The organism is Proteus alimentorum, assembly GCF_002607735.1.
Lineage (GTDB): Bacteria > Pseudomonadota > Gammaproteobacteria > Enterobacterales > Enterobacteriaceae > Proteus > Proteus alimentorum.
Genome location: NZ_NBVR01000039.1, coordinates 134089 through 157318, shown reverse-complemented (window position 1 = coordinate 157318; position 23230 = coordinate 134089). Strand labels below are relative to the sequence as shown.

Below are 23230 nucleotides of genomic sequence, written 5' to 3'. Positions count from 1 at the left end.
AATTATGACTCCACGACGGATGATTTCATGGTTTGAATGATTTGGCCTAATAGTGCGTTTTGTTCAGCACTGATCTCTCTTCCCGCAGAATGCCCCGCATTCTCAGTAATAATCGCGGATAAAGCGATAAGCCAATCAATTACAAATAAAAGGGTGTAGTTAACAGGGTTGGTCGGTAAGCGGACTAAACGCTCATCATCACCCCATTGCACACTGGTATTATCGGGTCTTTCAAAGATTTTATGACCGACATTGATTTTGCTCTCTGGCTTCTCAACACCGTTATCTTTGAAATTAAACCAAGTAATAAAATCACCTAGTACATTATAAACACGAGATGATTGCTGTTCTGCTAAGTCATCACGGCGGGCAATGGCTTCAGTCCCTGCAAGGGTTTTCAACATGCGTTGTTCAACACCGAGACGATTAATCGCCGTGATAAGCTCATCAACTAACAGCACCATAATTTCTTGGTCAATGCCTAAATAGGTTAACAAAGTGCTGTTATCGGGCAGGCTACGCAGATGATTTATCCATAATGCCATCACTTTTTTAGGATAGGTAACCTCATTGCCATGACCTTTAGGGGCCTCATTTTCTTCTGGCTCTAGAGAAATTGGCGCATCGCTAAAGAGATCGAAAGTCGGTTGCTCCATCGCCGCAAAGGCAGAAACGGGGGCTTGAGTCGCTTTTTTGTTATCTGAAAGCGTATCGATAACCTCTTTTTCTTGCATATACAGGTCGTAGAGTGATTTGCGAGAAGGTAACAGGTAATCCAGTAATGCACCTTGCAAATAAGGGCGACTTTGCATAAAGCGTAAAATAGTGGCTGCGTTACGACGTTTGACTTGGAGCTCTTCTTCACCACCTGATTGATACCATTTTTCAAGATGATGACCGATTAAATCACGTTGAATTTCTTGCAATTGCTCGCTGATACGTTCAAGTTTTAGTGATTTTAAGGCAACGGTTTCAAGATAATCAGCAAGGCGCTGCATACCCCCATCGTTAAGCGACAACATCGCATCCCATGCTTGGTCTGGCTCACGAATATAGCGTTGGACCGTTTCGTCTTCAGCAAAAGTTTTTTTCATCAAATGTAACTGTGAAACACTGTCCTCATTTAGAACAGTCTCTTTGCCATTGCTGATTTGAATAAACGGGGTAGGTACACCCGGTTTACGCACTAAGAAGGTGTTATTAAAGGCTTCACCATTGATCCAATCTGATGACATCCATTCATATTGGCCAAAGCGCTCTAACATCGCCATTTTGATCATGCCACCTTTACCCCATGATTGGCGTAATAACGCTTCATTCATGGTTAAAGAGTTGGTAATACGCATATCAAACATGGTCATTGCCCAAATTAAACCAGAAGGGCGTTTGGCGCGCGTTAATGCATCTTTACCTTGCGTGTTATTGATCCATTCTGTGAGGACAGCACCGACTTCTTTCACATCTGACTGTTTGTTCGATGCGGTACACACGACTAACACATTCATCTCTTGGTTATCGGTATAACGCTCAAACAGATAGGCAACTTTACCCCGAAGGATAAGCTGTGCCAGAGGGTTAGCACTGTCATCGTTGACCTGACGACGTACATCTGCCATGGTTTCAACCCCCAAACGACCGCGATAGCCCGGAAAATCGAGCAGCTCAACGTGTTCAAACAGGGCTTTGCTTGGCGCATCTAATAATGGGACGACTAATTCAACCGTCAGCGCAGTTAACTCTGCTAACGAAAGGGTGACAGGGGCATCAATACGATCACCATGAACAGGACAAATACTGATCTGGCTATCATTGGCAGTATTGAGACGCTCTAACATATCCACGTTCATAATACTGTCTGCTTGTACTAACACACCGTCTTGCTCTTTGACTAACGAAGAGAGTGGAGCCAAAACAAGAGAGGCATTACCTAAAGCAGAAAGTGTGGTGCTAAAACGTTGATAAGCGGATGTCAGCTCTGCAATATCGCCCCATAAAACAGAAAAGAGTTTAGCGCGTTGCGCAATGCTGAGATAAGGCGCTAATTCAATCGCTTTAGGCCAATAGGTTGTTGCCAATTTTTTCTGGCTTTTTTCCGCATGGCGTTGCAGATAATCCCATAATGAAACAACATCATCATGAGTAATACCCGCAACAGGTGTCGCGCTGCATTGTGAGCTTAACGAATTGATTAAACGAGAAATTTTCTCATCATCTAATTCAAATTCAATTTTTTCCTGATTAAAGTCATACAGGTAAGCATTGGCAAGAATTTTAACGATCTCAATTTCGCTGAAAAGATGTAGCTCGACAGGAAACGCTTGTGTACCTTTTGTGGCGCTGCGACTAAAACGAGTCACTAAACCCGTTGCCTCTTTACCGCCACCCGGTGGGTTGATATGGTCGATAAAATCAAGGGTTTTACCTGACATGCTGGTTCTTAATCGGCCTTCTTGCCCTGCGGCAAGTGCTGAAATTAGGTATGATTTTCCTGCCTGTGATAGCCCAAAAAAGCCCACAGACATTGGTCGCTGAGTTGCTAAACTGAGATTTTTTGCCATATTACGGCTGCGGCGCAAGCGATAGATAAGGCTATCGGCTTCGGTATTTAAACGCGGTGCATTACTTCTTACTGCCGTTACCCAATCAATGGCTTTACCCGCGCCTTGATAAATGGCATCCCATTTGGCTGTTAACTGTTTTTCATCCATCATATTCATTTGCCTAATACACTCCCGCTATCCAGCCAATAGGATGTTTCACCAATACCACTATCTGCTAACGTATTGAGTTTGAAACTTAAACCGTTCTTATTAACGCCACCTTTGCCATTAATAAGCTCCATTTCTTCGATACGTAATTTTTCAGATTTATTGTCATCATTATGGCCTGAGGCACCTCTTTCTTCTCCAAGCTTGATATGCAATACGCTGTCTTCTTGGCTAAGTTGCTGCGCCAATTTCGGATTTTTAATGCGTAAGGTATAAAGTGGAGATGCAGGCCAACGGGCATTATCTAATTGACGGAAACCTAAGCGGATCCCGCCTCTGACTTCAAAATAGGTATCCGGATCAGGCTCAAATTTATCCTGAATATCACGGTAGTAAACGTCATTATCGGAAATCGTGTTGTTGTTATCCAACATCCCTAAATAACGTACTGTTGAGTAAGTTTTAAAGTTACCTGTCGAGAAGTAGAAGTTGAGTAAACGGGCATTTTCAGCCATTAAACACAACATCGCACCGACGGCTGCTGTTGATTTTGGATCGTCAATACGGCCTTTTTTGTTGAATGGATACCAACCCCCTGTTTTGTAACCGTGTAATGGCAGAATACGAGAAGGCGGCACAGGCTGTAAGACTTTTAATAGTGCTTGAATACCCGGTAAACGAGAAGGGCGACCTGTCAGCAGTAAAACATCACAGGAGTAGTAATAAAGCACTTCACACAGCGCTTTTAAACTCCGTGTGATATTAATACGTTCACCAGAAATAAATTCAGCGTGCAATTGTGCAAAGTTAATTTGTACAGGCACATTTAAAATGGAGAAGCTGTCACCACCACCGAGCTCTTTATTGGCTGCATCATCAATATAACGGCGTACATGCTCTGTCGGGAGAACGTTAAGTAATTCACCAAAAGTACTGTTAATGCCTTCATGTGGGACTAAGGGATCGTAGTTTTCGTATTGGCTTAAAATCGTCAACCCAATGGGATTAAAGATTTGTAGGGTAAGTTGTTGGCGCAACACTTGTTGCCCAGCATCTAAACCTTCACTGCCAAAAAGAGAAGACATCAGAGCATCAGCATCAGAAATACCTGCATCCGTTAATGCGGTGCGTAATGCAGGCAATACGCAAATCTGGATGATATCTAATAAAATATCATCACCTGCAATTTTGAATCCTTCACGGAATAACTGTGTTGGAATAATTTTGACGTTACTACCGGTACCCGTATCCAGTTTATAGCGTGTGATAACGAGATCGGTTGTTCCGCCACCAATATCAATGGAGGCAATCTTTAACGTACTATCACCCGTTAATGCGCGGTTATCTTCACGCACTTGGCTGGCAAAAAAGGCTTCCGTACGTTCACCAAATTTAATTTGTGTTTCGTTGTAGAGGTAAACTAACTGACCACAAGTGGCTTCATCCCATTTCACATGGATGTTTGGCATCGGGAGACGGCATTGTTCATCTTTACCATCAAAACGCAGTTTTTCGTCTGTAGGATCCCAATTCATTGCCTTCCAAATTAGCCCTAATGCGTTTTCCATGCAGGTTTCAAAAATAGCGCGCTCGGGTTTTGGCATCGCAGGTGGAATAGTCAAAATGATATTGCGCAATTGACGAGGCGCACTTGCGTGACTCATTTTAAGGCGTTGAGCAGGGCTGTTCATTTGCGTTAATGCCTGTGCTAACACTTCGGTTAACATCATGGTCATTAATGAACTGCGAGTATAGTTTGGCGTAAATACTGGCATGCGATCATCCGGCTCTAAACGGAATAACGGTTCGCCGTGATCGTTTAGAAGGTATGTCATCGGAACTGCGGTCGCCAGTGGCTCTCTGTCTGTTTGACCAAAAGAGCGACTAAAGCGCCAACCCGGAGAATACGGCGAGTCATCCCATAAATAGCGTTTAGGGCTTGAAATGCCTGTTGAGCCTTCAGTCCCTAAACGTTGCGCTGCCATGCGATTAGCTTCAGGGCCAACGCGCCCAATCGTGGGCCACATAAAGGCGTTGTTGCGACCGCTATTCACTGAAAAATCTTGTTTACCAAATTCTGCTTGCGCAAATTCAACACGACTTTCAAATGGCTCATTATAGATTTGATAAGGGTGGCTTAAATCACGCAGTGTCATTTCATAGAGTTGCGTTAGCCCTTTGTTATCATTGATATGATCTTCAATTAAGATCCCACAAGTGCGTGAGTTACCCACATCAAGAATAAGATCGACTTCAATCGCAGGCTCTTGTGGTTTGGTTTCGTTAATTTTGATTTCAGGTAAGTGGAGTTTCTCACCTAAGATATTGAGTAAATTGAGATAATGTGCCTGATGTTGAAACTCTTTGAGCGCATCTTCAAGTTCATCATGGTACATTTTGGTGACAGCCAGCGCTCTTTCGCTAAAGACTTCCTTTAACCAACCATCAATCCATGGTGTTTCAAGGAAGTTTTCAACTTCATAACCTAAATAGGCCAGCGCAAAAGCAACACCAGAGCGAACATCTTCTTCGTTGGGTGCCAGATAAGCGGTATTGGTGCGATTCGGTTCAATTCGGGTATCAAATGCCACAACAACGCGGTGTGTATGTCCATCTTCATCTGGTTCTGGCAGTTGATGGAACATCATTCTTACCCAGTTATCAGGGCCTTGAGAGAATGCGCGTGGCGGATTAAAGCGGAAAAATGGCACGGGTAGCCATGTGTCATTTAATAACGTTAATGACTCTTCAAGGGAGAAACTAAATTCAGCTTCTCTCGGTGTTTGAGACTGATTTTTAGGTGCAGGATAAAGATAATTATCATCTCGTTCATTATAGATGAGTCGCATTAACGGGCCGTTTTCGCCTTTTTTAACAAACTCACCGTACTCTTTGCGCTGTGGTAGCTTAAAACCAAAATCCAGAAACTGAATATTGCTATCTCGGATAAGGGTAATTTTATCTTTATAATCGGTCAGTGGCGCTAACATGAATTAGTTATTCTCCCGCTTCATTGATAATGGGAATGGCTGATTGTTTTCATATTTTCCTTGGCAATCAGCAATATTTTGGTTTCCTGGTTGGCAAATAATATTTGGCATCAAATAGTTTGAACCATCACTACACAGAGCCTGACCTTGGTTATTAATATTTAATCCACCCTGATTAATGGCTGCATTGACAGGCGCTTTACAGGTCACGCCATCACTGCGTGTCATGACGACTTGTCCTTTACCATTATCAATTTGGTAATTCAGGCTCAGTGGTTTACCTGTTTTTTGATCTTGAATTCCTGCTCCTGCTTTCCATTGACCATTTAGGAATTGGGTTGAGCCATTGGCTAACGCATTTGCCGGGATCGTCAGTGGTGTTGTGTTATCTGCTGTCACCGGTGGGGTGACATCGGGTGGTGCATTAGGATCAACAGGAGGGGGAGGCGTGTTGTTCTCATTTCCCGTATTTGGGGTGTTATCTGTTTTCGGTTGCTCATTTTGAGCCGCAGGATCAACGGGCGGTATATTCGGTTGTTGCGTATCTTCAGGCAATGTTCCTTCAGGTAAGGCACCTTGGTTATTGTCTATTTGAGGATCAACCACAGGTAAACCCGCATTAGGATCAACCACTGCGCCATTACCGTCAGTGCCATTCATCACATTTCCATTCGCATCTACAGTGCCTAATGTTCCTGTGTGAACCGTACCTGTTGGTACACCGAGTGTGTGACCGTTAGTCACCACGGTAGGAACTGTCGGCTTTTCAAGCGTAGGATCGGGCAATTTAGGTGCTTCAATATCGGGCGTTTTAATATCGACTGTAGGTAATGCTGGCGTTGAGAAACAGCCTCTTAAGAAGAAAATCGCGAGTAGAAGTAATAATAAAGGTAACAGCCACCATAAGAAACGCCACCAAGGGCGTTTAGTGTCAGTAATGATGACTTTTTCTTGTACTGGTGGAACTACGGTTGATGTTGGTGCGATTGGCGCAACCGCTGGCTTTAAGCAAGCAACAGGATCAACTCTCAGTTGTTGGTTGGCGCTGACAAATCCCCAAAAGGTAATAATCGGCTGTCCATCAACAATAAAAATATGGTTTTCGTCAGGAAATTGGATAGTTTTACTGAGTAAGGCACCAAAAAGCTGACTTTCTTTATTTCCAGCTCTTTGCTGTTCTTGTTCACTAAAGGCGATTAAATCATCTTGATTCTTTTTCAGTAGCGCATAAGCGGCGGCGCGCTCTTCTTCTGAAGCCGCAGACCAAGGAATAACAGCACCGTCAATCGGTGAATACCAGTCAATACGCTCGCCTGTTTCATTTGGCTGAGGAATAGCAAGGCATTGAGAAATATGAGCCTTTCCTCTTAAACGTAGAGTTTCACGTAGCTGCAGTGCCGAGATATAAACAGCCTGTCCATTTTCTCCCATAGGGAGGTAACTTTCTAATTTACCACTTCGTAAGAATGCTTTATTCACGACGATCATTCCGCTAGGCAAGATTATCTATGGGTAAGCTGGCTTATCCGTAAATAGGCTTTAAGGCTAAAAATAAAGATATAAATTTGATATACATTTTATATTATCAGAAATTGGGTGTCTATCTAGCGGATTATTTAGGGTTAATTAACTGATTATTATTAAAGGCTTTTTTATTTTTCTTGAGTGAAAGTGGGAATATTAAGATAACAATTATGATAATTAAATAATGACGTTACAGGTTGCGCTATATTTTCTTAAATATATAGATTAAATCACCGAGATATTGATTTTTACATTAAAAAATAATGGAATAGAAGAAAAAAAAGATAAAATATAAAAGAACAAACTATTAATGTTCATCTATTTGTTGTGATAATAATCACAAAATAGGTTTATTCTGAATAATGAGAGAATAAAAAAAGAAAAAACACATAATTAAGGAATGGTCTTAAATAGATAAGATATAGAGCTTATTCGCTTCAATATAATAATAAAATACACGTAATACGTGAAAAAACTCACCCTCAATGTGAAACCAAAGAGGGTGAATTAAATATTAGCAACAGTAATCACTCATTATTTACAGTTCTTGGGAATATAATCTTCAATTGCTTTTCGAGTCATTAAAGTGACTTCATCCGCATTACGTGCTGTGAAGACTTTACCGCCAGTTGCATTCGCCACACAGTTACCTGCGCCGGTACCTAAAATATCAACCACATTAATGATGGCGCGAGGGTGAGCACGTTTTAAGGTTCTAGCGGCTGCACATGGGTCTTGATCACAAGACTCTAAACCATCTGATAACAACACAATAATGGTGTCACGATTATTGCCTTTAATTAAATTACCTGCGCGTTTAATAGATTCGGCTAATGGAGTGCCACTGTCTGGCTCAATGCGCTTAATGTAACTGAGTAATTTTGATCTCTCATTACCCCCATAAGCAGGGCTTGATTTCACAACACCACAATCAGATGCCACAACGGTGGTAATTTTCATATCGGATGGAATGTTATTAATGATTTTTATTGCTGCGTTTCTTGCGGTTGTGATCCGTCGAGGTTCGGCATCATAACCAGGGAAAAGTTGTCCCGTTGAAGCGATATAGTCTAAATCACTCTCTGTTAAATTCATGCTCAGTGCCATAGAGCCGGATGCATCAAAGATAAGGATCACTTGAGGTGCAAGTTCCGCGGGGCGATCTGCGGGGCACATTTGCTTAATGTTGTTTGCTAAGCGATTTTCACACGTCGCATTTGCTGTTTTCTCTGTCACCCCCGCTTTTTTCAATTCATCTTGTACACAAGCTTCTAGTGGCGTGAGTTTTTTCACTGGCACCGGCTTGGGTGCAGGTTCAGGCACGGGTTCAGGTTCAGAAATAGGCTCTGGTACAGGTTCTGGCGCGGGTTCAGGGATTGGCTCTGGCTCAGGGACAGGCTCTGGTTTTGGTGGTATGACAACGGCAGGTTTTTCTTCAACGACCGGAGGAACCGCTTTCGGATCAAAACAGCCTTTCAGCCAAGATGCCAGTAAGACCAAAAACAGTAACAATAACAGCAGTAATAACCAACGTAGCCAGCGATTGCGTGTTTTAGCAGGTACATCAGCAAGTGCTGCACCTGCCGCCGCGGCACTTGCGCCAGCAGTGACTTGTGCAATAGGTGGTGGCAATGGTGTTGTGCGTGGCCACCATGTAATAACGGGTTGCCCATTAATAATATAGACACTTTCGCTATCAGGTAGTGTTGATGCTGTATCTAAAAGATGGCGCTCTTCATCCGTAATTCTGTTTTGCGATGCTAATAGCGCCGTTTGCGTTTTAATATCGTTAAGGCGTTCATCTAAAATGCGTCTTATCTCTTGCTGCTCTTGTCCTTGTAATGATGTTAAAGCGACAGGATTACCCGAAACAGGAGAATACCATTCAATCACGTTATCCGATTTTTTCTCTGGCGTCGCAAATAGAGAACGATATTTAGTCGGAAAGTGTTGAGTCAGCAATTGAAGTAATTGCTGTTGATGCGTTAAGGCAAAATCGGCGCGGGTAATATCAGCCGTTAATCGTGAGATTCGATTCATATTTTAGAGAGCCTTATGTGACGGCTATATTCGTTTAAAGAAAGAAATTTAAGATAGCAATATTATTGACTATAACGGTTTTATAAAAAAGGTGAAATTAAAGCGTTCACTTTTTTAATATAAGACAAAATTAATTTTTATTTCTAAATTCGCTCAATTTGTTTCTCTATTTTATCAGGGGAAATAATCCATTTGCTTATTTATCTTCACTCCCATTAGGATGCACATTTATGTTAAAGATGAAGATCGCAAATTGGCAGATCTCTCTTATTGAGTACTGGTGAATATTGATATAGCACATAGAGCATCTTGGGGTTACAAGGTATGTTACCCACACTAAAAAATAGCCAAATCATTCGCTTTTAGGGGGATTTATTCCTCTCTTTACGTTGATATAACAGCAGGTTTCTGATGACAAATAAGATAAATAATAACCAATTACTTAATGATGTAACTCGCTACTGGAATATCAGAGCTGAAAGTTATAGTGAGTCTAATCAACAGGAATTGCTGAGCGAGAAACAACAGAAATGGCGTCATCTGTTATTGGGGCATATCAAAGAAGGTGAAACCTTAAAAGTGCTTGATATTGGAACAGGACCCGGCTTTTTTGCCATTTTATTAGCGTTATCGGGTCATGATGTCACTGCAATTGATGCAACTGAGGGGATGTTGCTGGAAGCCAAACAAAATGCGCAAACGCATCAGGCAAATATTCAATTTATTCGTGGTGATGTACATCAACTGCCTTTTGCCAGTGAACAATTCGATTTAGTGGTTAGTCGCAATGTGACATGGAATTTAAAAGCGCCTCAAAAAGCGTATTCGGAGTGGTTTCGTGTATTGAAACCGGGTGGCAGTTTAATTAATTTTGATGCTAACTGGTATTTACATCTCTTTGATGAGAATTATTGGCAAGGTTTTGTGGCAGATAGAGAACGTTCAATTGAAAAGCAAGTTGAAGATCACTACGTCAACACAGATACCAAAGAGATGGAACGCATTGCTCGCCAGTTGCCATTAAGTCAAATTAAACGCCCACAATGGGATATTAATACTCTACTAGAAGTCGGTTTTAGTCGATATATGATAGATACTCGCATTGGTGATTTTGTGTGGAACGAAGAAGAGAAAATTAATTATGGCTCAACACCCATGTTTATGATCCACGCACAAAAACAAAGAATAGATGATTAAAGGAGAATAACGTGAAGCCCTTATTTTCAGTGTTCCCAACACTCTTATTAACACTTGCATGTGCTTTTCCTGCGTTAGCAGATAAAAGTAATAATATGTTGGATTATGCCAGCACAAAAGACATTCGTGATATTAACCCGCATCTCTACTCTGGTGAGATGGCGGCTCAAAACATGGTATTTGAACCCCTTGTATTAAATACCGAAAAAGGGGTTGCGCCTTATTTGGCGGAGCGTTGGGATATTTCTCCTGATGGAAAGAGCTACACTTTCTTTTTACGTCATGATGTGACTTTTAGTGATGGTGAACCCTTTAATGCTAAAGCGGTAAAATTAAATATTGAAGCGGTGCTAGATAACTATGAACGTCATGCATGGTTAGAATTAGTTCGTCAGATTGATAGCATTGAAATTGTTGATGAATTCACGGTTAAATTAAATCTGAAAAATCCTTACTACCCAACATTAACTGAATTAGGTTTAACTCGCCCATTCCGCTTTATTTCGCCGAATTCTTTTATTAATGGCAAAACTAAAACGGGTGTCGCGAGTTATGTTGGTACTGGGCCTTGGGTATTAACGGAACATAAAAAAGACCAATATGCAGAGTTTAAAGTTAACCCAAATTATTGGGGAGAGAAGCCAGTATTAAATGGTGTGATGTGGCGAGTGATCCCCGATAGACAAACTATGTTACTTTCTCTGCAAAAAGGGGATATTCAGCTTATTTTTGGTGCAGATGGCGACATGTTAGATATGGATTCATTTGAAGCTCTTATGGCATCAGATAAATTCAAAACTGAAATGAGTGCACCGATCGCTTCTCGCGCGATTGTGCTCAATAGTAGCCGTACAATGACATCCAGCCAAAAAGTCCGTCAAGCATTACAATACGCAGTTGATAAAGAAGGCATTGCACAAGGTATTTTAGCGGGTAGCGAAAAAGTCGCTGATACTTTAATGGCGCGCAGTGTGCCTTACTGTGATTTTACTTCTCCAACGTATGTTTACCAACCAACAAAAGCGATTGAATTATTAGAAGCTGAAGGCTGGGTATTACCAAAAGGTAAGGCTATCCGTGAGAAACAAGGTGAGAAATTACAGCTGTTGCTCTCTTATAATGTGAATAATGCTGTTGAGAAAGAGATCGCTGAACTTATTCAAGATGACTTTAAAAAGATTGGTGTCGGTTTAACAATTTTAGGTGAAGAGAAACAAGCCTATTTAGACAGACAAAAGAATGGTGATTTCGATTTACAATATTCACTCTCTTGGGGAACGCCTTACGATCCGGCTTCTTTTGTTTCATCATTTAGAATACCGGCTCACGCTGATTATCAAGGGCAAAAAGGGTTAGCAAATAAAGCCCAATTGGATGCAATGATTGGCGAGTTATTAATTACCCCTAATGAAGCGCGCCGTCAGGAACTCTATCACACTTTGTTTACTTCATTAGCAGAGCAAGCGGTCTATATTCCGTTAACCTATTCACGTACTAAGGCGATCCATCGTAGTGAATTAGAAAATGTAGGCTTTAATCCATCTCAGTATGAAATACCGTTTGAAAAGATGCGCTTTAAACCTTAATTAATGCATCAACGAGATTAACTAAAATAAGTGTGGCACGTAATATCAACGTGCCATACTACTGATCAAATCTTATGTTACGTTATATATTCTGGAGAGTGCTGGCTATCTTCCCACTGGCACTCATGATTTCATTTATTGCCTTTATTCTGTTGGAGTTAGCCCCATCTGATCCCGCGGAAGTCGCGCTACGTATTAATGAAATAGTACCAACACCTGAAGCCATTGAAGGTATGCGCCATGAGTTAGGATTAGATAAGCCTTTTTTTACGCGTTACTTTTTATGGTTAATCGCGGGTTTGCAACTCGATTTTGGAACCTCTTTTCTTACAAGAACCCCTGTTATTCAAGAGATGTTAAGGGCGTTACCGCCAACACTTTGGTTGGCCTCAACGGCGCTATTTTTTACGATTATTCTGACACTTCCTTTAGCATTATGGTGTGTGGCTAAACCGCAAAGTTTTACGGATAAATGTATCCGTTTCATTGTGTTTGTTTTAACGGCTATTCCTAATTATTGGTTAGGATTGCTATTAATTTGGGGCGTTGCTGTTTATTTAGATTGGTTACCTGTCAGTGGGATGTTATCGCCTCAGTCTGTTATTTTGCCTGCTTTAGCGCTCTCTTTAGGCTATATCGGCACTTATTTAAGGCTATTACGAGGTGCGATGCTAAATCAATGGCATCAGCCTTATGTCTTTTATGCTAAAGCACGTGGATTACCTGATCATCTTATTTTACGTCGCCATATTTTACGTAATTCTCTGTATTCCAGTTTAACCGCGTTGGGGATGAGTATTCCGAAGCTTATTGCTGGTACGGTGGTGATTGAGAATATTTTTGCTTGGCCGGGAATAGGGCGGCTATGTATCAGTGCTATATTTGGTCGTGATTATCCGATGATACAAGCTTATATTCTATTGATGTCACTGTTATTTCTCTTTTTTAATTTTCTGATGGACGTCATTCAAATGATGGCAGATCCACGGTTAAGGAGATAATGATGTGGCGACTTTTTTGGCAACGACTCAGAAAAGATAAAAGTGCACAACTGTGTTTATTGGTGATTATGATGGTGGTTATTGCAGGTATATTCGCCCCTTGGTTGGCTCCGCATGATCCCACATTAACGTCGATACGCTTGAAATTTAAGCCCATGAGCGTTGATTATCCGTTGGGGACGGATAATTTAGGGCGCTGTATTTTTTCAAGGTTATTGTTTGGTGTAAGAACGACGGTATTTTATGCCTTATTAGCCATGAGTGTGACATTAATGATTGGTTGGTTAATGGGGATGTTAGCCGGGTTTTTCCATGGTAAAACAGATACCCTGATTATGCGGTTATGTGATGTGGTTTTGTCATTTCCTGCAGAAATTATGATCTTAGCGTTAGTGGGAATAATGGGGCCAGGTATTGGTAATATCTTAATTGCCGTTATTTTAGTGAAATGGGCATGGTATGCCAGAATGATCAGAGGGGTTGTTCGCCAATATTCTCATCGTAATTACATTGCATACGCACAAGTGATTGGCGCGCCTTCTCACCATATTTTACGACGCCACTTATTACCTGTGACTTTTGCTGAAACTATTGTCTTAGCATCAACGGATATTGGTAGTGTTATTTTAATGATTTCAGCACTCTCCTTTTTAGGGTTAGGTGTACAACCGCCAACGCCAGAATGGGGAAATATGCTCAGTGAAGCAAAAAATGTGATGGTATTACATCCAGAGCAAATGTTACCCGCAGGCATTGCCATTACCCTTGTTGTCACCGCATTTAATTTTTGGGGTGATTTCTTACGTGATGTGTTTGATCCGGATAATCGCCAGTCAGTAGGAGAAAAGCATGAACAACTTACTGACGCTTGAGCACGTTTCTATTACTCATCAAGAAAGCGGAAAAAAACTGATTGATGATATCTCTTTCTCGATAAAGCAAGGGCGTACATTAGCGATTGTAGGCGAAAGCGGTAGTGGCAAAAGTTTGATGAGTAAAGCCATTATGGGATTGTTACCTGAACAATTAATCATGTCAGGGGCGATTTTCTTGAATGGAAAGAAAATCAGTCATGAGGCGCTTTCTCAACGTCGAGCTTTATTGGGGACATCTTTAGGTGTGATTGTGCAAAATGGCATGAGTGCGTTTGATCCTCTAATGAGAATAGGAAAGCAATTTTGCCAAACGTTAATCTACCATTTTTCCTATTCTAAAAAGCACGCTATAAAAGAAACTGAGTTGGCATTATCCCATGTTTTTCCTCATCAATTTCAATCTATTATGCAAGCATTTCCTCATCAATTAAGTGGTGGGCAATTGCAGCGAGTGATGATTGCGATTGCACTTGCTTTATCCCCGACGTTATTAATTGCAGATGAACCGACAACGGCGCTTGATGCACCTCTTCGCCAAGATATTTTAAAACTACTCCAGCATGTCGTCACAACTCATCACTCAACACTGATTTTTATTTCTCATGACTTAGGGATAGTTAATGAAATCGCTGACGATATATTCGTCATGCAAAAAGGGAAAATGGTTGAATGCGGTGAAAAAGCAACCGTTTTATCGCACCCAACACAAGAATATACGCGTTATTTAATTAATGCACGACGACAGCTTTCATTACGTTTCGAACAATTGATTAATAAAAAAATAGATTAATATTATCCAAATAAAAGAGGGTTTATGTTATTAAACGTTAAGAGTATTAGTAAGTATTATACTCAAAAAAATAACACACTATTTGGCGAAAAAGTGAAGGTTATCGACTCACTCTCTTTTAATATTCATTCGAGTGAAGCTTTTGGTTTAGTGGGTGAAAGTGGTAGTGGTAAAAGTACGTTAGCGCGTTTAATTTGTGGATTAGAGTTACCTGATAGTGGTGCTATCTCTTTAAATAATAAGCCTGTTACAAAACGGCTTCATCGCCAAGGTATAATAAGTATCGTTTTTCAAGATTATATGACCTCAGTGAATCCAACATTAACAGTAGGCGAGATTATTGCTGAGCCGATTAAAATCATTAATCCAACGATTAATCATCAAGCACTGAAAACACTTATTTTGGCTTTTCTAGATAAAGTAGAATTACCTAAAAGCTGCTATACACGTTATATATTTGAACTTTCTGGAGGGCAGGCTCAACGGGTGTGTTTATGTCGTGCATTAGCGTCTTATCCAAAACTTATTGTATTAGATGAAGCGCTTAGCTCTTTAGATATTCCTACTCAGGTTCAAATATTAGATTTATTAAAACAGTTAAAAGAAGAGTTTACACTCTCTTATCTTTTTATTAGTCATGATATTCAAACAGTGGCTTATTTCTGCGATAAAGTAATGTTTTTTTTACAAGGTAAAAATATTGAATTATGTGAGATAAATAATTTAGGCAATGTTTCTCATGATTATTCTAAAAAGCTTATTCAAGCAGTTATTTAATCAACAAACAGCAATACCTTTAAGTATTACTGCTTGTCGAATTTAATGTATTTAGAGGTTATTCATTAAGTGTTCTTGAACCGCTTTTGCATCATTTGCGGCATTGAAATCAATACCAAAATTCAGCGTGCCTTCTTTGAGTTCAATACTACGCGGTGTTGCTTTGTAGCAGGTAATATTCTGTATTTTTTCTTTTACCGTTTCTTGTGCTATTTTTGAGCTCTCGCAGGTATTAATTACGCCTTTTAATCCTTCGCTACAATAGCTATCAACACCTGTTGTTTTTAAATCATCGGCAGTAAATGCAGACCAATCAAAACTGACTTTTATATTGGTATCACAGCTTTTATTTAAATCGACAACACGAAACTGAATATTTTCTTCGAATTTTTGTTGTAATTCTTTTTCAGCTAATGTTGCTGAAAAGGCAGAAGAGGAAATAAGAAGCAGAGAAAGACTAATAGCAATATTTTTCAACATAATGAAATGCTCCAAAAAAGAATATATAAATTTAAATTAACTTATTAAAAATAAAGTAATAGAGCGTTATAGCAATAGGAATATTATTGTTTTTTCTTATTTCATTATTCTTTGAATAATATCTCTCATTATTAGTGAGATAGATTTTAATAAAAGGATATTTATTGTCGAGATATTGATATTTTTATTTGTATTTTTACTTATCTTATTAATTAAATGTTCGTTAGTTTCATAACGAACATAATCGATTCAGTACATCATCTCAATCACTCATAAAGTAAAATAAATAAAACATCAATAAAATCATGATATTAAATTATCTATATAGATCTGCATCACAAACTAATCTTATTGTGATTGTTTTTTCGTCATGCTCGAATTAACTTGCTAACTCGAAGTAGCAAAAATTAGCATAGCGTTAGCAAATGATGAGGGTTCGCATGGAACAACAATATTTTATTGGCGTTGATGTTGGCTCAGCCAGTGTCCGTGCAGCGGTATTTGATAGCAATGGAAAGCGTTTGGGCTTTTCTGTCCGCCCTATTGCTCAATTCCGCCCAAAAACGGATTTCGTTGAGCAATCGTCTACCGATATTTGGCAGCAGGTTTGCACTACTGTAAAAGAGTCGGTGGCGTTATCTGCTATTGACCCTATCCATGTGAAATCTATTGGTTTTGATGCCACCTGTTCTTTAGTTGCTGTGGATAAAGACGGCAAGGGACTTTCTGTTTCACCAAGCGGTAAAGCGGAACAAGATATCATCATGTGGATGGATCACCGTGCTGTTCAAGAAACAGTCACCATTAATCTGACCAATGATCCTTCACTACGATATGTCGGTGGTGAAGTGAGTATTGAAATGGAATTGCCAAAAATTCTGTGGTTAAAAAATCATTATCCAGAGCGTTATCAAAATGTTTGGCGATTCTTTGATTTAGCTGACTTTTTAGTTTGGAAAGCCACATCAGGGGATGTTGCAAGTACCTGTACATTAACCTGTAAATGGAACTATTTAGCACATCAGGGGCAATTTAGTGAGAGCTTGTTAGCCGATGTAGGTTTGGATGAATTATTAGAAAAAGTACCACAAACCATCCTTGCGTTAGGTGAACAAGCGGGTTGTTTAGATGAGTCAGTTGCCAATGCGTTTGGCTTGCACACGGGTGTCATTGTTGCTTCAGGCATTATTGATGCTCATGCGGGTGGTTTGGCATTAACGGCGTCACAACCTGAAGGAAGTTTGGCAATTATCAGTGGTACGTCTAACTGCCACATGATTGTAAGCCAATACCCCATTATGGTGCCCGGTGTTTGGGGACCTTATTTTGGCGCGATGTTACCCGATTTATGGCTAAACGAAGGCGGTCAAAGTGCTGCTGGTGCGTTAGTTGAATGGTCTATCCGCCGTCATGAGTCATGGGCTGAATTAGAGCAAGAAGCGAATGAAAAAGGCGTTAATTACTATGCTTTACTAAACGAAGCCGTCGCTGAATTGGAAGAGAATGAACAATATCCAACGGCACAGTTTCATGTTTTAGCTGACCATCATGGCAATCGTTCTCCGCGCGCCAATCCTGCTGCAAAAGGCATGGTAAGTGGATTAACGCTGGAAAGTGGTCGTGTTGCATTGGCGCGTTATTATCTTGCAACACTGCAATCTATTGCTTATGGCACACGCCATATTATTGACACACTTGAAGATGCTGGACATCAAATCAATCGCATCGTGATGTGTGGTGGAGCAACGAAGAATCCATTGTGGCTACGCGAATATGCCAATGCGACAGGTCGTGAAATTCATTTAGCGCAAGAAGAAGATGCGGTGAATTTAGGGGCTGCATTATTAGGTGCCGTAGCGTGTAAAGCCTTTGATGATTTCTCTAAAGCTGCCAGCGCAATGGTACGAGAAGGTGGCATTATCACACCAGATAGCGACACGTTTGCCTTCCATCAGGCTAAATATCAAGTTTATTTGCAGATGTATCAAGACCAGCAGCGTTATAACGAAATGATGTCAGATTGTTGACCACTAATTTTTCCGATTATGAACCGAGTTTACCTTACCAGGGATATCTTATGTTGAACTTAAATCTACCAAAATTACCGACAACCATCACAGCAGGTCAGAAAGAGATCCTGATGGTCACCAACGCAGACTTACGCGAGCCTGCAAACGTAACGTGCTGGCCTGTACAGAAAAAATTTGAAGATAAACTGGCTGCTGCACTAGAAGCTCAAGGTTACAAAATGAAGCGTGCTCATGAAATTAATGAAGCTCGCGGTCATGGTTTTATCAGCAGTCAGCGTGAAGGTTGCGATATGTTTGCTGCAATCGATCCGGATGCTCCGGTTATCGTGTTATTAACCGCATGGCAATATTCACACCATATCGCCTCTTCCTTAGCGCACCATCGTGGCCCTATTTTACTACTGGCTAACTTTGATGGGACATGGCCGGGTCTGGTAGGCATGTTGTGTTTAGCGGGTACGATGACCAGTTTAGGTAAAAATTATTCACGTTTATGGTCAGAAGAGTTTGATGATGAATTCTTTGTAGATGGCTTAGCAACTTGGTTGAAGTATGGTTATGTAAATCATAAGCTTAGCTATCTTACAGATATTGCGCCAACACACAGGGTAATGGCGACAGAAGCCGGCGAAGTGGGTCGTAAAGTCGGCGAATATATAATTAAAAATAAAGAAATAATTGGTTTGTTCGATACATTCTGTATGGGAATGATTAACGGGGTCTTCCCACAACAGGCAATGATCAATATTGGTATGCCAATTGAATCCCTTTCTCAATCGGCGTTACTTGTCGAAATGGCGAAAGTACCAACAGAATTAAGAGAGGCATGTTTACAGTGGTACGAAGATAACGGGATGACGTTTATGTTTGGTCAAGATGACAAAACTGAACTCACTCGTGAACAAGTGATGGAGCAGTGCGCCATGATGATTGCAATGGCGCGTTTCGTAAAACGTTTTGGTTTAACCGCCGTGGGTGTGCAATATCAGCAGGGCTTAAAAGATTGTTGTCCTGCATCTGACTTTGCTGAAGGTGCGATTGGCTCAACCGCACGTTTCCCATTGCCAGATGAAAACGGCGAGATTATCTGCCCTAACACGCCAATTCCTTGTATCAACGAAGTGGATATGGGTACGGCTATTCCTCAAACGATGTTATGGCGTTTATTAACATCATTAGGACTACCTGCTGAAACCACACTACATGATATTCGTTGGGGTAGTGAGTATGAAGGAACATTCTACTGGGATATGGAAATTTCAGGCTCGGTTCCTTTTGAACACCTCAAAGGTGGCCTAAAAGGTGCAACAGGTTATCGCCAACCTCCAATGTTCTTCCCTAAAGGAGGATCAACCATTGCAGGTCAAGGCAAAGCAGGGCGCTTGTTATGGGGTCGTGCGCACTATGAAGGTACTGATGTGATTATGCATATTGGTACGGGCGTGGCTGTGGAGTTACCTGAAGCAGAATTTGAACGTCGCCGTAGAGCAACTAACTACGAATGGCCATTACTGAACTGTACGTTAGATGGCGTAACTCGTGATGACCTTATGGCGGGACATCAAAGTAACCACATTACTGTGGCGTATGTTGATGAAGATAAATTGGCGTTTGTGCTAAAGGCATTCGTTGCTCAAGCATTGACTCAAGGTATCCAAGTGAAAGTGGCAGGCGATGCCATTAACTTACTGTAAGGAATTGATGATGAGTCAGCAAAAATACGTCGGTGTTTGGCCTGTTATGCTAACCCCTTTTGATGCCAAAGGGGAGATTGATTGGGCGTCATTAGAGCGCCTTGTAGACTGGTATATCGACTCTGGTGTACATGGACTCTTTGCCGCCTGCCAATCAAGCGAAATGTTTTATTTAAGTGATGAGGAAACTCAAGCACTCACCCGTTTTATCGTTGAAAAAGCAGATGGAAGAGTACCTGTAGTTGCTTCTGGTCATACTGCAACTGCATTAAGTCAGCAAAAAGAACAATTGCAGGCAATGGCAGGTACGGGTGTCGATGGCGTCATTATGATCAGTAATCGCTTGGCTCTCATCGGGGAGTCGGATGATAAGGCGCTGGAAACACTGCAAGTCTTAACCAATGTGGTACCAAAAGAGATTGATTTGGGTATCTATGAATGCCCTTATCCTTACAAACGCTTGTTATCTGAAGAAATTGTAGAGTGGTGTGCACAAAGTAATCGCTTTACCTTTATCAAAGATACTTGTTGTTCTCTTCCGATGATAGAACGTCGCTTGGCATTATCAAAAGGAACTCGCTTGCATCTTGCAAACGCCAACAGTCAAACGCTATTAGCTTCATTCCAAGCAGGATGTCAGGCATATAGCGGTGTTATGGCAAACTTCCATCCAGAGCTTTATGTTTGGCTTTATGAAAATTGGAAAGATAAACCAGAGCAGGCTGCGGTGTTAGCAGATTATTTATCAACAGCAGCGATGACCGAAACACTGGATTATCCAGCATGCGCTAAATATCATCAGCGCCTGATTGGTAACTTCAGCACACTGGTTTGCCGTTCCCGTAACAGCAGTCAGTTTGAAAACTCATTTTTCCCTTCTGCCGTCAATAGCATGACCGCATTGGGTGAGAATATGAAAAAGTGGCTTTCGTTAGATTAATTTAGGACACAGGAGTAGGAATATGCCTTTCGTGATGAAGGAAACTCAGTTTGTGCTTGATAATGCACATTCACTTTTTAATCACTGCCATGCTTCAACGATTGTGCGTGTGCCTAACTCTGAGCGTTTGTTAACCGCTTTTTTCGCTGGTGATAAAGAAGGTAGCGGTAATACCGCTATCTGGCTAGTGATGAAAGAGGGTGATCATTGGCAACACGCTCAACCTGTTGTTAAAAATCCGGGTGTTGCGCACTGGAATCCAGTTTTACATGTTGACCCATCAACAGGTAATATCTGGCTGTTTTATAAAACGGGTCCCGATGTACATAGTTGGACGACCCAATACGTTATCTCGAAGGATGGCGGAAATAGCTGGAGTTTACCAAGTGAATTGGTTTCTGGTGATGTAGCACCTAGAGGTCCTGTGAAAAACAAAGTGTTAGTGATGTCGAATGGCGAGTGGTTGGCACCGGGATCGGTTGAGGATGACCAATTCTGGGATGCGTTTGTCGATATTTCGAGTGACAACGGTCAACACTGGTTGCGAGTAGATATTCCAATTGAACATCATAAAGGTGAACAAGCGGAACATGAAATCTGGCAGGGTTTAAAGGACGATGCCTTATGGGAGACTGATCTACAACGCGTTTTTCAATGGGATGGCGTTATACAGCCAACACTATGGGAATCCCAGCCTGGGCATGTGCATGCCATGATGCGGAGTACGCGCGGTACTATTTATCGTAGCGATTCAACGGATTATGGACGCAATTGGTGTCCGGCTTATGCAACAATATTACCAAATAATAATAGCGGCATTGATGTCGTCTCCTTCGCAGATGGTCAACTGGCATTGGTGTATAACCCGAATTCAGGTAACTGGAGTCGTCGTTATCCCATCTCTGTCAGTCTTTCATCCGATAATGGCAGTACTTGGTCTGAACCATTCGATTTACTCGATGGGGAAGGCGAATTTTCATATCCGGCTATTATTGCTGAAAACAATACCCTACACGTGACCTTTACTTGGAATCGAAAAAACATTGTTTATCAGCAGTTAATGGCTACTCAATAAAAATGTGGAGAAAGGGTTTTATGAAAAAGAGTCTACTCGCAGCGTTGGCGATTACGATGACACTGGGCATGGGGAATGCAGTTGCCCAACAGTTAACGTATCCTACAAAAAATATTGATGTTGTCATCCCGAAAAACCCGGGCGGTGGTACTGATACTTCTGCACGTACTATCATTGAATTTGCAAAAGATGTTATGCCGGCTGGACGTATTTTCGTTCCGGTGAATAAGCCTGCTGGTAATGGTTTAACGGGTCTGATTGAAGTTGCTAATGCGCGCCCTGATGGTACAAAATTAGTCATGACAACCGTTGAACTCGCGATGTTCCCACACCAAGGAAAATCACCGGTTACTTATAAAGATTTCACGCCAATCGCAACAACTATCGCTGATCCTGTGGTGTTAGTTGTTAATGCAGAATCACCTTACACCACGTTACAAGAGTTTATCGATGGCGCAAAAGCGAATCCGGGTAAACTGAAAGTCGGTAACTCAGGTATGGGGGCTATTTATCACTTAGCTGGCGTGAATATCGAACGTACCACGGGTGCTAAATTTAACCATATTCCTTATAACGAAGGTACAGGCCCTTCAATCGCTGCTTTAGTGGGTAACCACATCGATGGCGTATTAACAACGCCGGGTGCAGTTAAGTCTCAAGTCGATGCTGGTATTCTACGTGTTCTTGGTGTAATGGATGAGCGTCGTTTCCCATTATTCCCAGCCGTACCTACTTTTAAAGAAGCATTGAAATTAGACACTAACGTGAAAATGCGTGCTTGGGCTGTATTAGCAACAACGGCTAATGTACCTGATAACGTGAAGAATGAGTTAGTTGGTGCATTCTCTGAAGTGGTTCAAAAACCTGAATATCAAGAAGCACTGAAAAAACAAGGTATTATGCCTGTATTCATCACTGGTGACGATGCGTACCAAATGATGAAAGAAGACCACGAGATGTATGCTGAGTTAATTTCAACAATCCTGAAAAAATAACTTTTCTATTATTATAAACCACCCTACCTGTCACGGCAGGTAGGGTCGGGGAGATCCCGACATGACAAAAATCAATACAATCATCGGTGCGATTTCAGTGGCTTTCGGGGCACTAATTATCTATCTCTCCCGTGATATGAGCATGTTTGATGATTATGGTGTGCCTGGGGAGCGTTTTTGGCCTTATGGTCTTGCCATCTTATTTATTTTACTGGGGATTTTTCAATGGATCAGTGTTGTGGTTGATAAAATTAAACATGTACACCAGTCTGTTGACCTAAGTTCTACTGCAGTTAAACGCGCTTATGGTTTAGGCCTCTTTATGTTGGTCTATGCCACTGGTCTGCACTTTTTTGGCTTTATTATTCCGTCACTGCTTCTTATCCCGATCATTATGTGGCTGATGAATGAAAGAAAACCTATTGCACTGATTATTATTCCGGTTGTAATGGTTGCCGCCGTTTATGTCTTCTTTGACATTATCTTTAATTCACCTCTGCCAACCTCCGTCTTTTTTGAGTAAGCGGT

Annotated in this window: 17 protein-coding genes; 12 read left to right on the top strand and 5 right to left on the bottom strand. The window is 41.1% G+C overall.

Annotated elements, in window-relative coordinates:
• Positions 1-2: 2 nt before the first annotated feature.
• The 4 genes from B6258_RS15810 to B6258_RS18200 form a co-directional block, all read right to left on the bottom strand.
• Positions 3-2711, bottom strand: a complete 2709-nt coding sequence (locus tag B6258_RS15810; RefSeq protein WP_240531607.1) for a putative virulence factor — start codon at positions 2709-2711, stop codon at positions 3-5.
• A gap of 2 nt (positions 2712-2713) precedes the next feature.
• Positions 2714-5698 carry a virulence factor SrfB gene (locus B6258_RS15805; protein ID WP_099076052.1) on the bottom strand — a complete coding sequence of 995 codons (2985 nt, stop codon included), beginning with the start codon at positions 5696-5698 and terminating at the stop codon, positions 2714-2716.
• A gap of 3 nt (positions 5699-5701) precedes the next feature.
• Positions 5702-7177 (bottom strand): SrfA family protein, encoded by a 1476-nt coding sequence (locus tag B6258_RS15800; protein ID WP_099076051.1) that lies wholly within the window; start codon positions 7175-7177, stop codon positions 5702-5704.
• Positions 7178-7756: 579 nt separating this feature from the next.
• Positions 7757-9262 (bottom strand): vWA domain-containing protein, encoded by a 1506-nt coding sequence (locus B6258_RS18200; protein WP_206073635.1) that lies wholly within the window; start codon positions 9260-9262, stop codon positions 7757-7759.
• A gap of 411 nt (positions 9263-9673) precedes the next feature.
• Here B6258_RS18200 and B6258_RS15780 point away from each other — a divergent pair, with 411 nt between their 5' ends.
• The 6 genes from B6258_RS15780 to B6258_RS15755 all read left to right on the top strand — a co-directional run bounded on the left by B6258_RS15780 (position 9674) and on the right by B6258_RS15755 (position 15488).
• Positions 9674-10459, top strand: coding sequence for a class I SAM-dependent methyltransferase (locus B6258_RS15780; protein WP_099076050.1), 786 nt, complete (start codon positions 9674-9676; stop codon positions 10457-10459).
• An 11-nt stretch (positions 10460-10470) separates the two neighbouring features.
• Positions 10471-12045 (top strand): nickel ABC transporter substrate-binding protein, encoded by a 1575-nt coding sequence (gene nikA, locus B6258_RS15775; RefSeq protein ID WP_099076049.1) that lies wholly within the window; start codon positions 10471-10473, stop codon positions 12043-12045.
• 74 nt (positions 12046-12119) lie between these two features.
• Positions 12120-13046: a nickel/cobalt ABC transporter permease gene (opp1B, locus tag B6258_RS15770; protein WP_099076048.1), complete on the top strand. Its 927-nt coding sequence runs from the start codon at positions 12120-12122 to the stop codon at positions 13044-13046.
• Between the two features lie 2 nt (positions 13047-13048).
• Positions 13049-13918 carry a nickel/cobalt ABC transporter permease gene (gene opp1C / locus B6258_RS15765; protein WP_099076047.1) on the top strand — a complete coding sequence of 290 codons (870 nt, stop codon included), beginning with the start codon at positions 13049-13051 and terminating at the stop codon, positions 13916-13918.
• Complete coding sequence (locus B6258_RS15760; protein WP_099076046.1) at positions 13896-14711, top strand: ABC transporter ATP-binding protein; 816 nt, start codon at positions 13896-13898, stop codon at positions 14709-14711. The genes opp1C and B6258_RS15760 overlap by 23 nt, the downstream gene beginning before the upstream one ends.
• A gap of 24 nt (positions 14712-14735) precedes the next feature.
• Positions 14736-15488, top strand: coding sequence for an ABC transporter ATP-binding protein (locus tag B6258_RS15755; protein WP_099076045.1), 753 nt, complete (start codon positions 14736-14738; stop codon positions 15486-15488).
• 51 nt (positions 15489-15539) lie between these two features.
• Here B6258_RS15755 and B6258_RS15750 read toward each other — a convergent pair whose 3' ends face one another.
• Positions 15540-15968, bottom strand: coding sequence for a hypothetical protein (locus B6258_RS15750; RefSeq protein ID WP_099076044.1), 429 nt, complete (start codon positions 15966-15968; stop codon positions 15540-15542).
• Between the two features lie 440 nt (positions 15969-16408).
• On the opposite strand from B6258_RS15750, the gene B6258_RS15745 reads away from it, so the two are divergent.
• The 6 genes from B6258_RS15745 to B6258_RS15720 all read left to right on the top strand — a co-directional run bounded on the left by B6258_RS15745 (position 16409) and on the right by B6258_RS15720 (position 23225).
• Positions 16409-17995: an FGGY-family carbohydrate kinase gene (locus tag B6258_RS15745; protein WP_099076043.1), complete on the top strand. Its 1587-nt coding sequence runs from the start codon at positions 16409-16411 to the stop codon at positions 17993-17995.
• A gap of 50 nt (positions 17996-18045) precedes the next feature.
• Complete coding sequence (locus tag B6258_RS15740) at positions 18046-19692, top strand: signal transduction protein (RefSeq protein WP_099076042.1); 1647 nt, start codon at positions 18046-18048, stop codon at positions 19690-19692.
• A gap of 10 nt (positions 19693-19702) precedes the next feature.
• Entirely contained in the window at positions 19703-20632 is a 930-nt protein-coding gene (locus B6258_RS15735) for a dihydrodipicolinate synthase family protein (RefSeq protein WP_099076041.1), read from the top strand.
• Between the two features lie 22 nt (positions 20633-20654).
• Positions 20655-21707: a sialidase family protein gene (locus tag B6258_RS15730; RefSeq protein ID WP_099076040.1), complete on the top strand. Its 1053-nt coding sequence runs from the start codon at positions 20655-20657 to the stop codon at positions 21705-21707.
• Between the two features lie 20 nt (positions 21708-21727).
• A complete protein-coding gene (locus B6258_RS15725; RefSeq protein WP_240531606.1) occupies positions 21728-22702 on the top strand; it encodes a tripartite tricarboxylate transporter substrate binding protein in 975 nt (324 codons plus the stop codon).
• Positions 22703-22763: 61 nt separating this feature from the next.
• A complete protein-coding gene (locus tag B6258_RS15720) occupies positions 22764-23225 on the top strand; it encodes a tripartite tricarboxylate transporter TctB family protein (RefSeq protein WP_099076038.1) in 462 nt (153 codons plus the stop codon).
• Positions 23226-23230 lie beyond the last annotated feature (5 nt).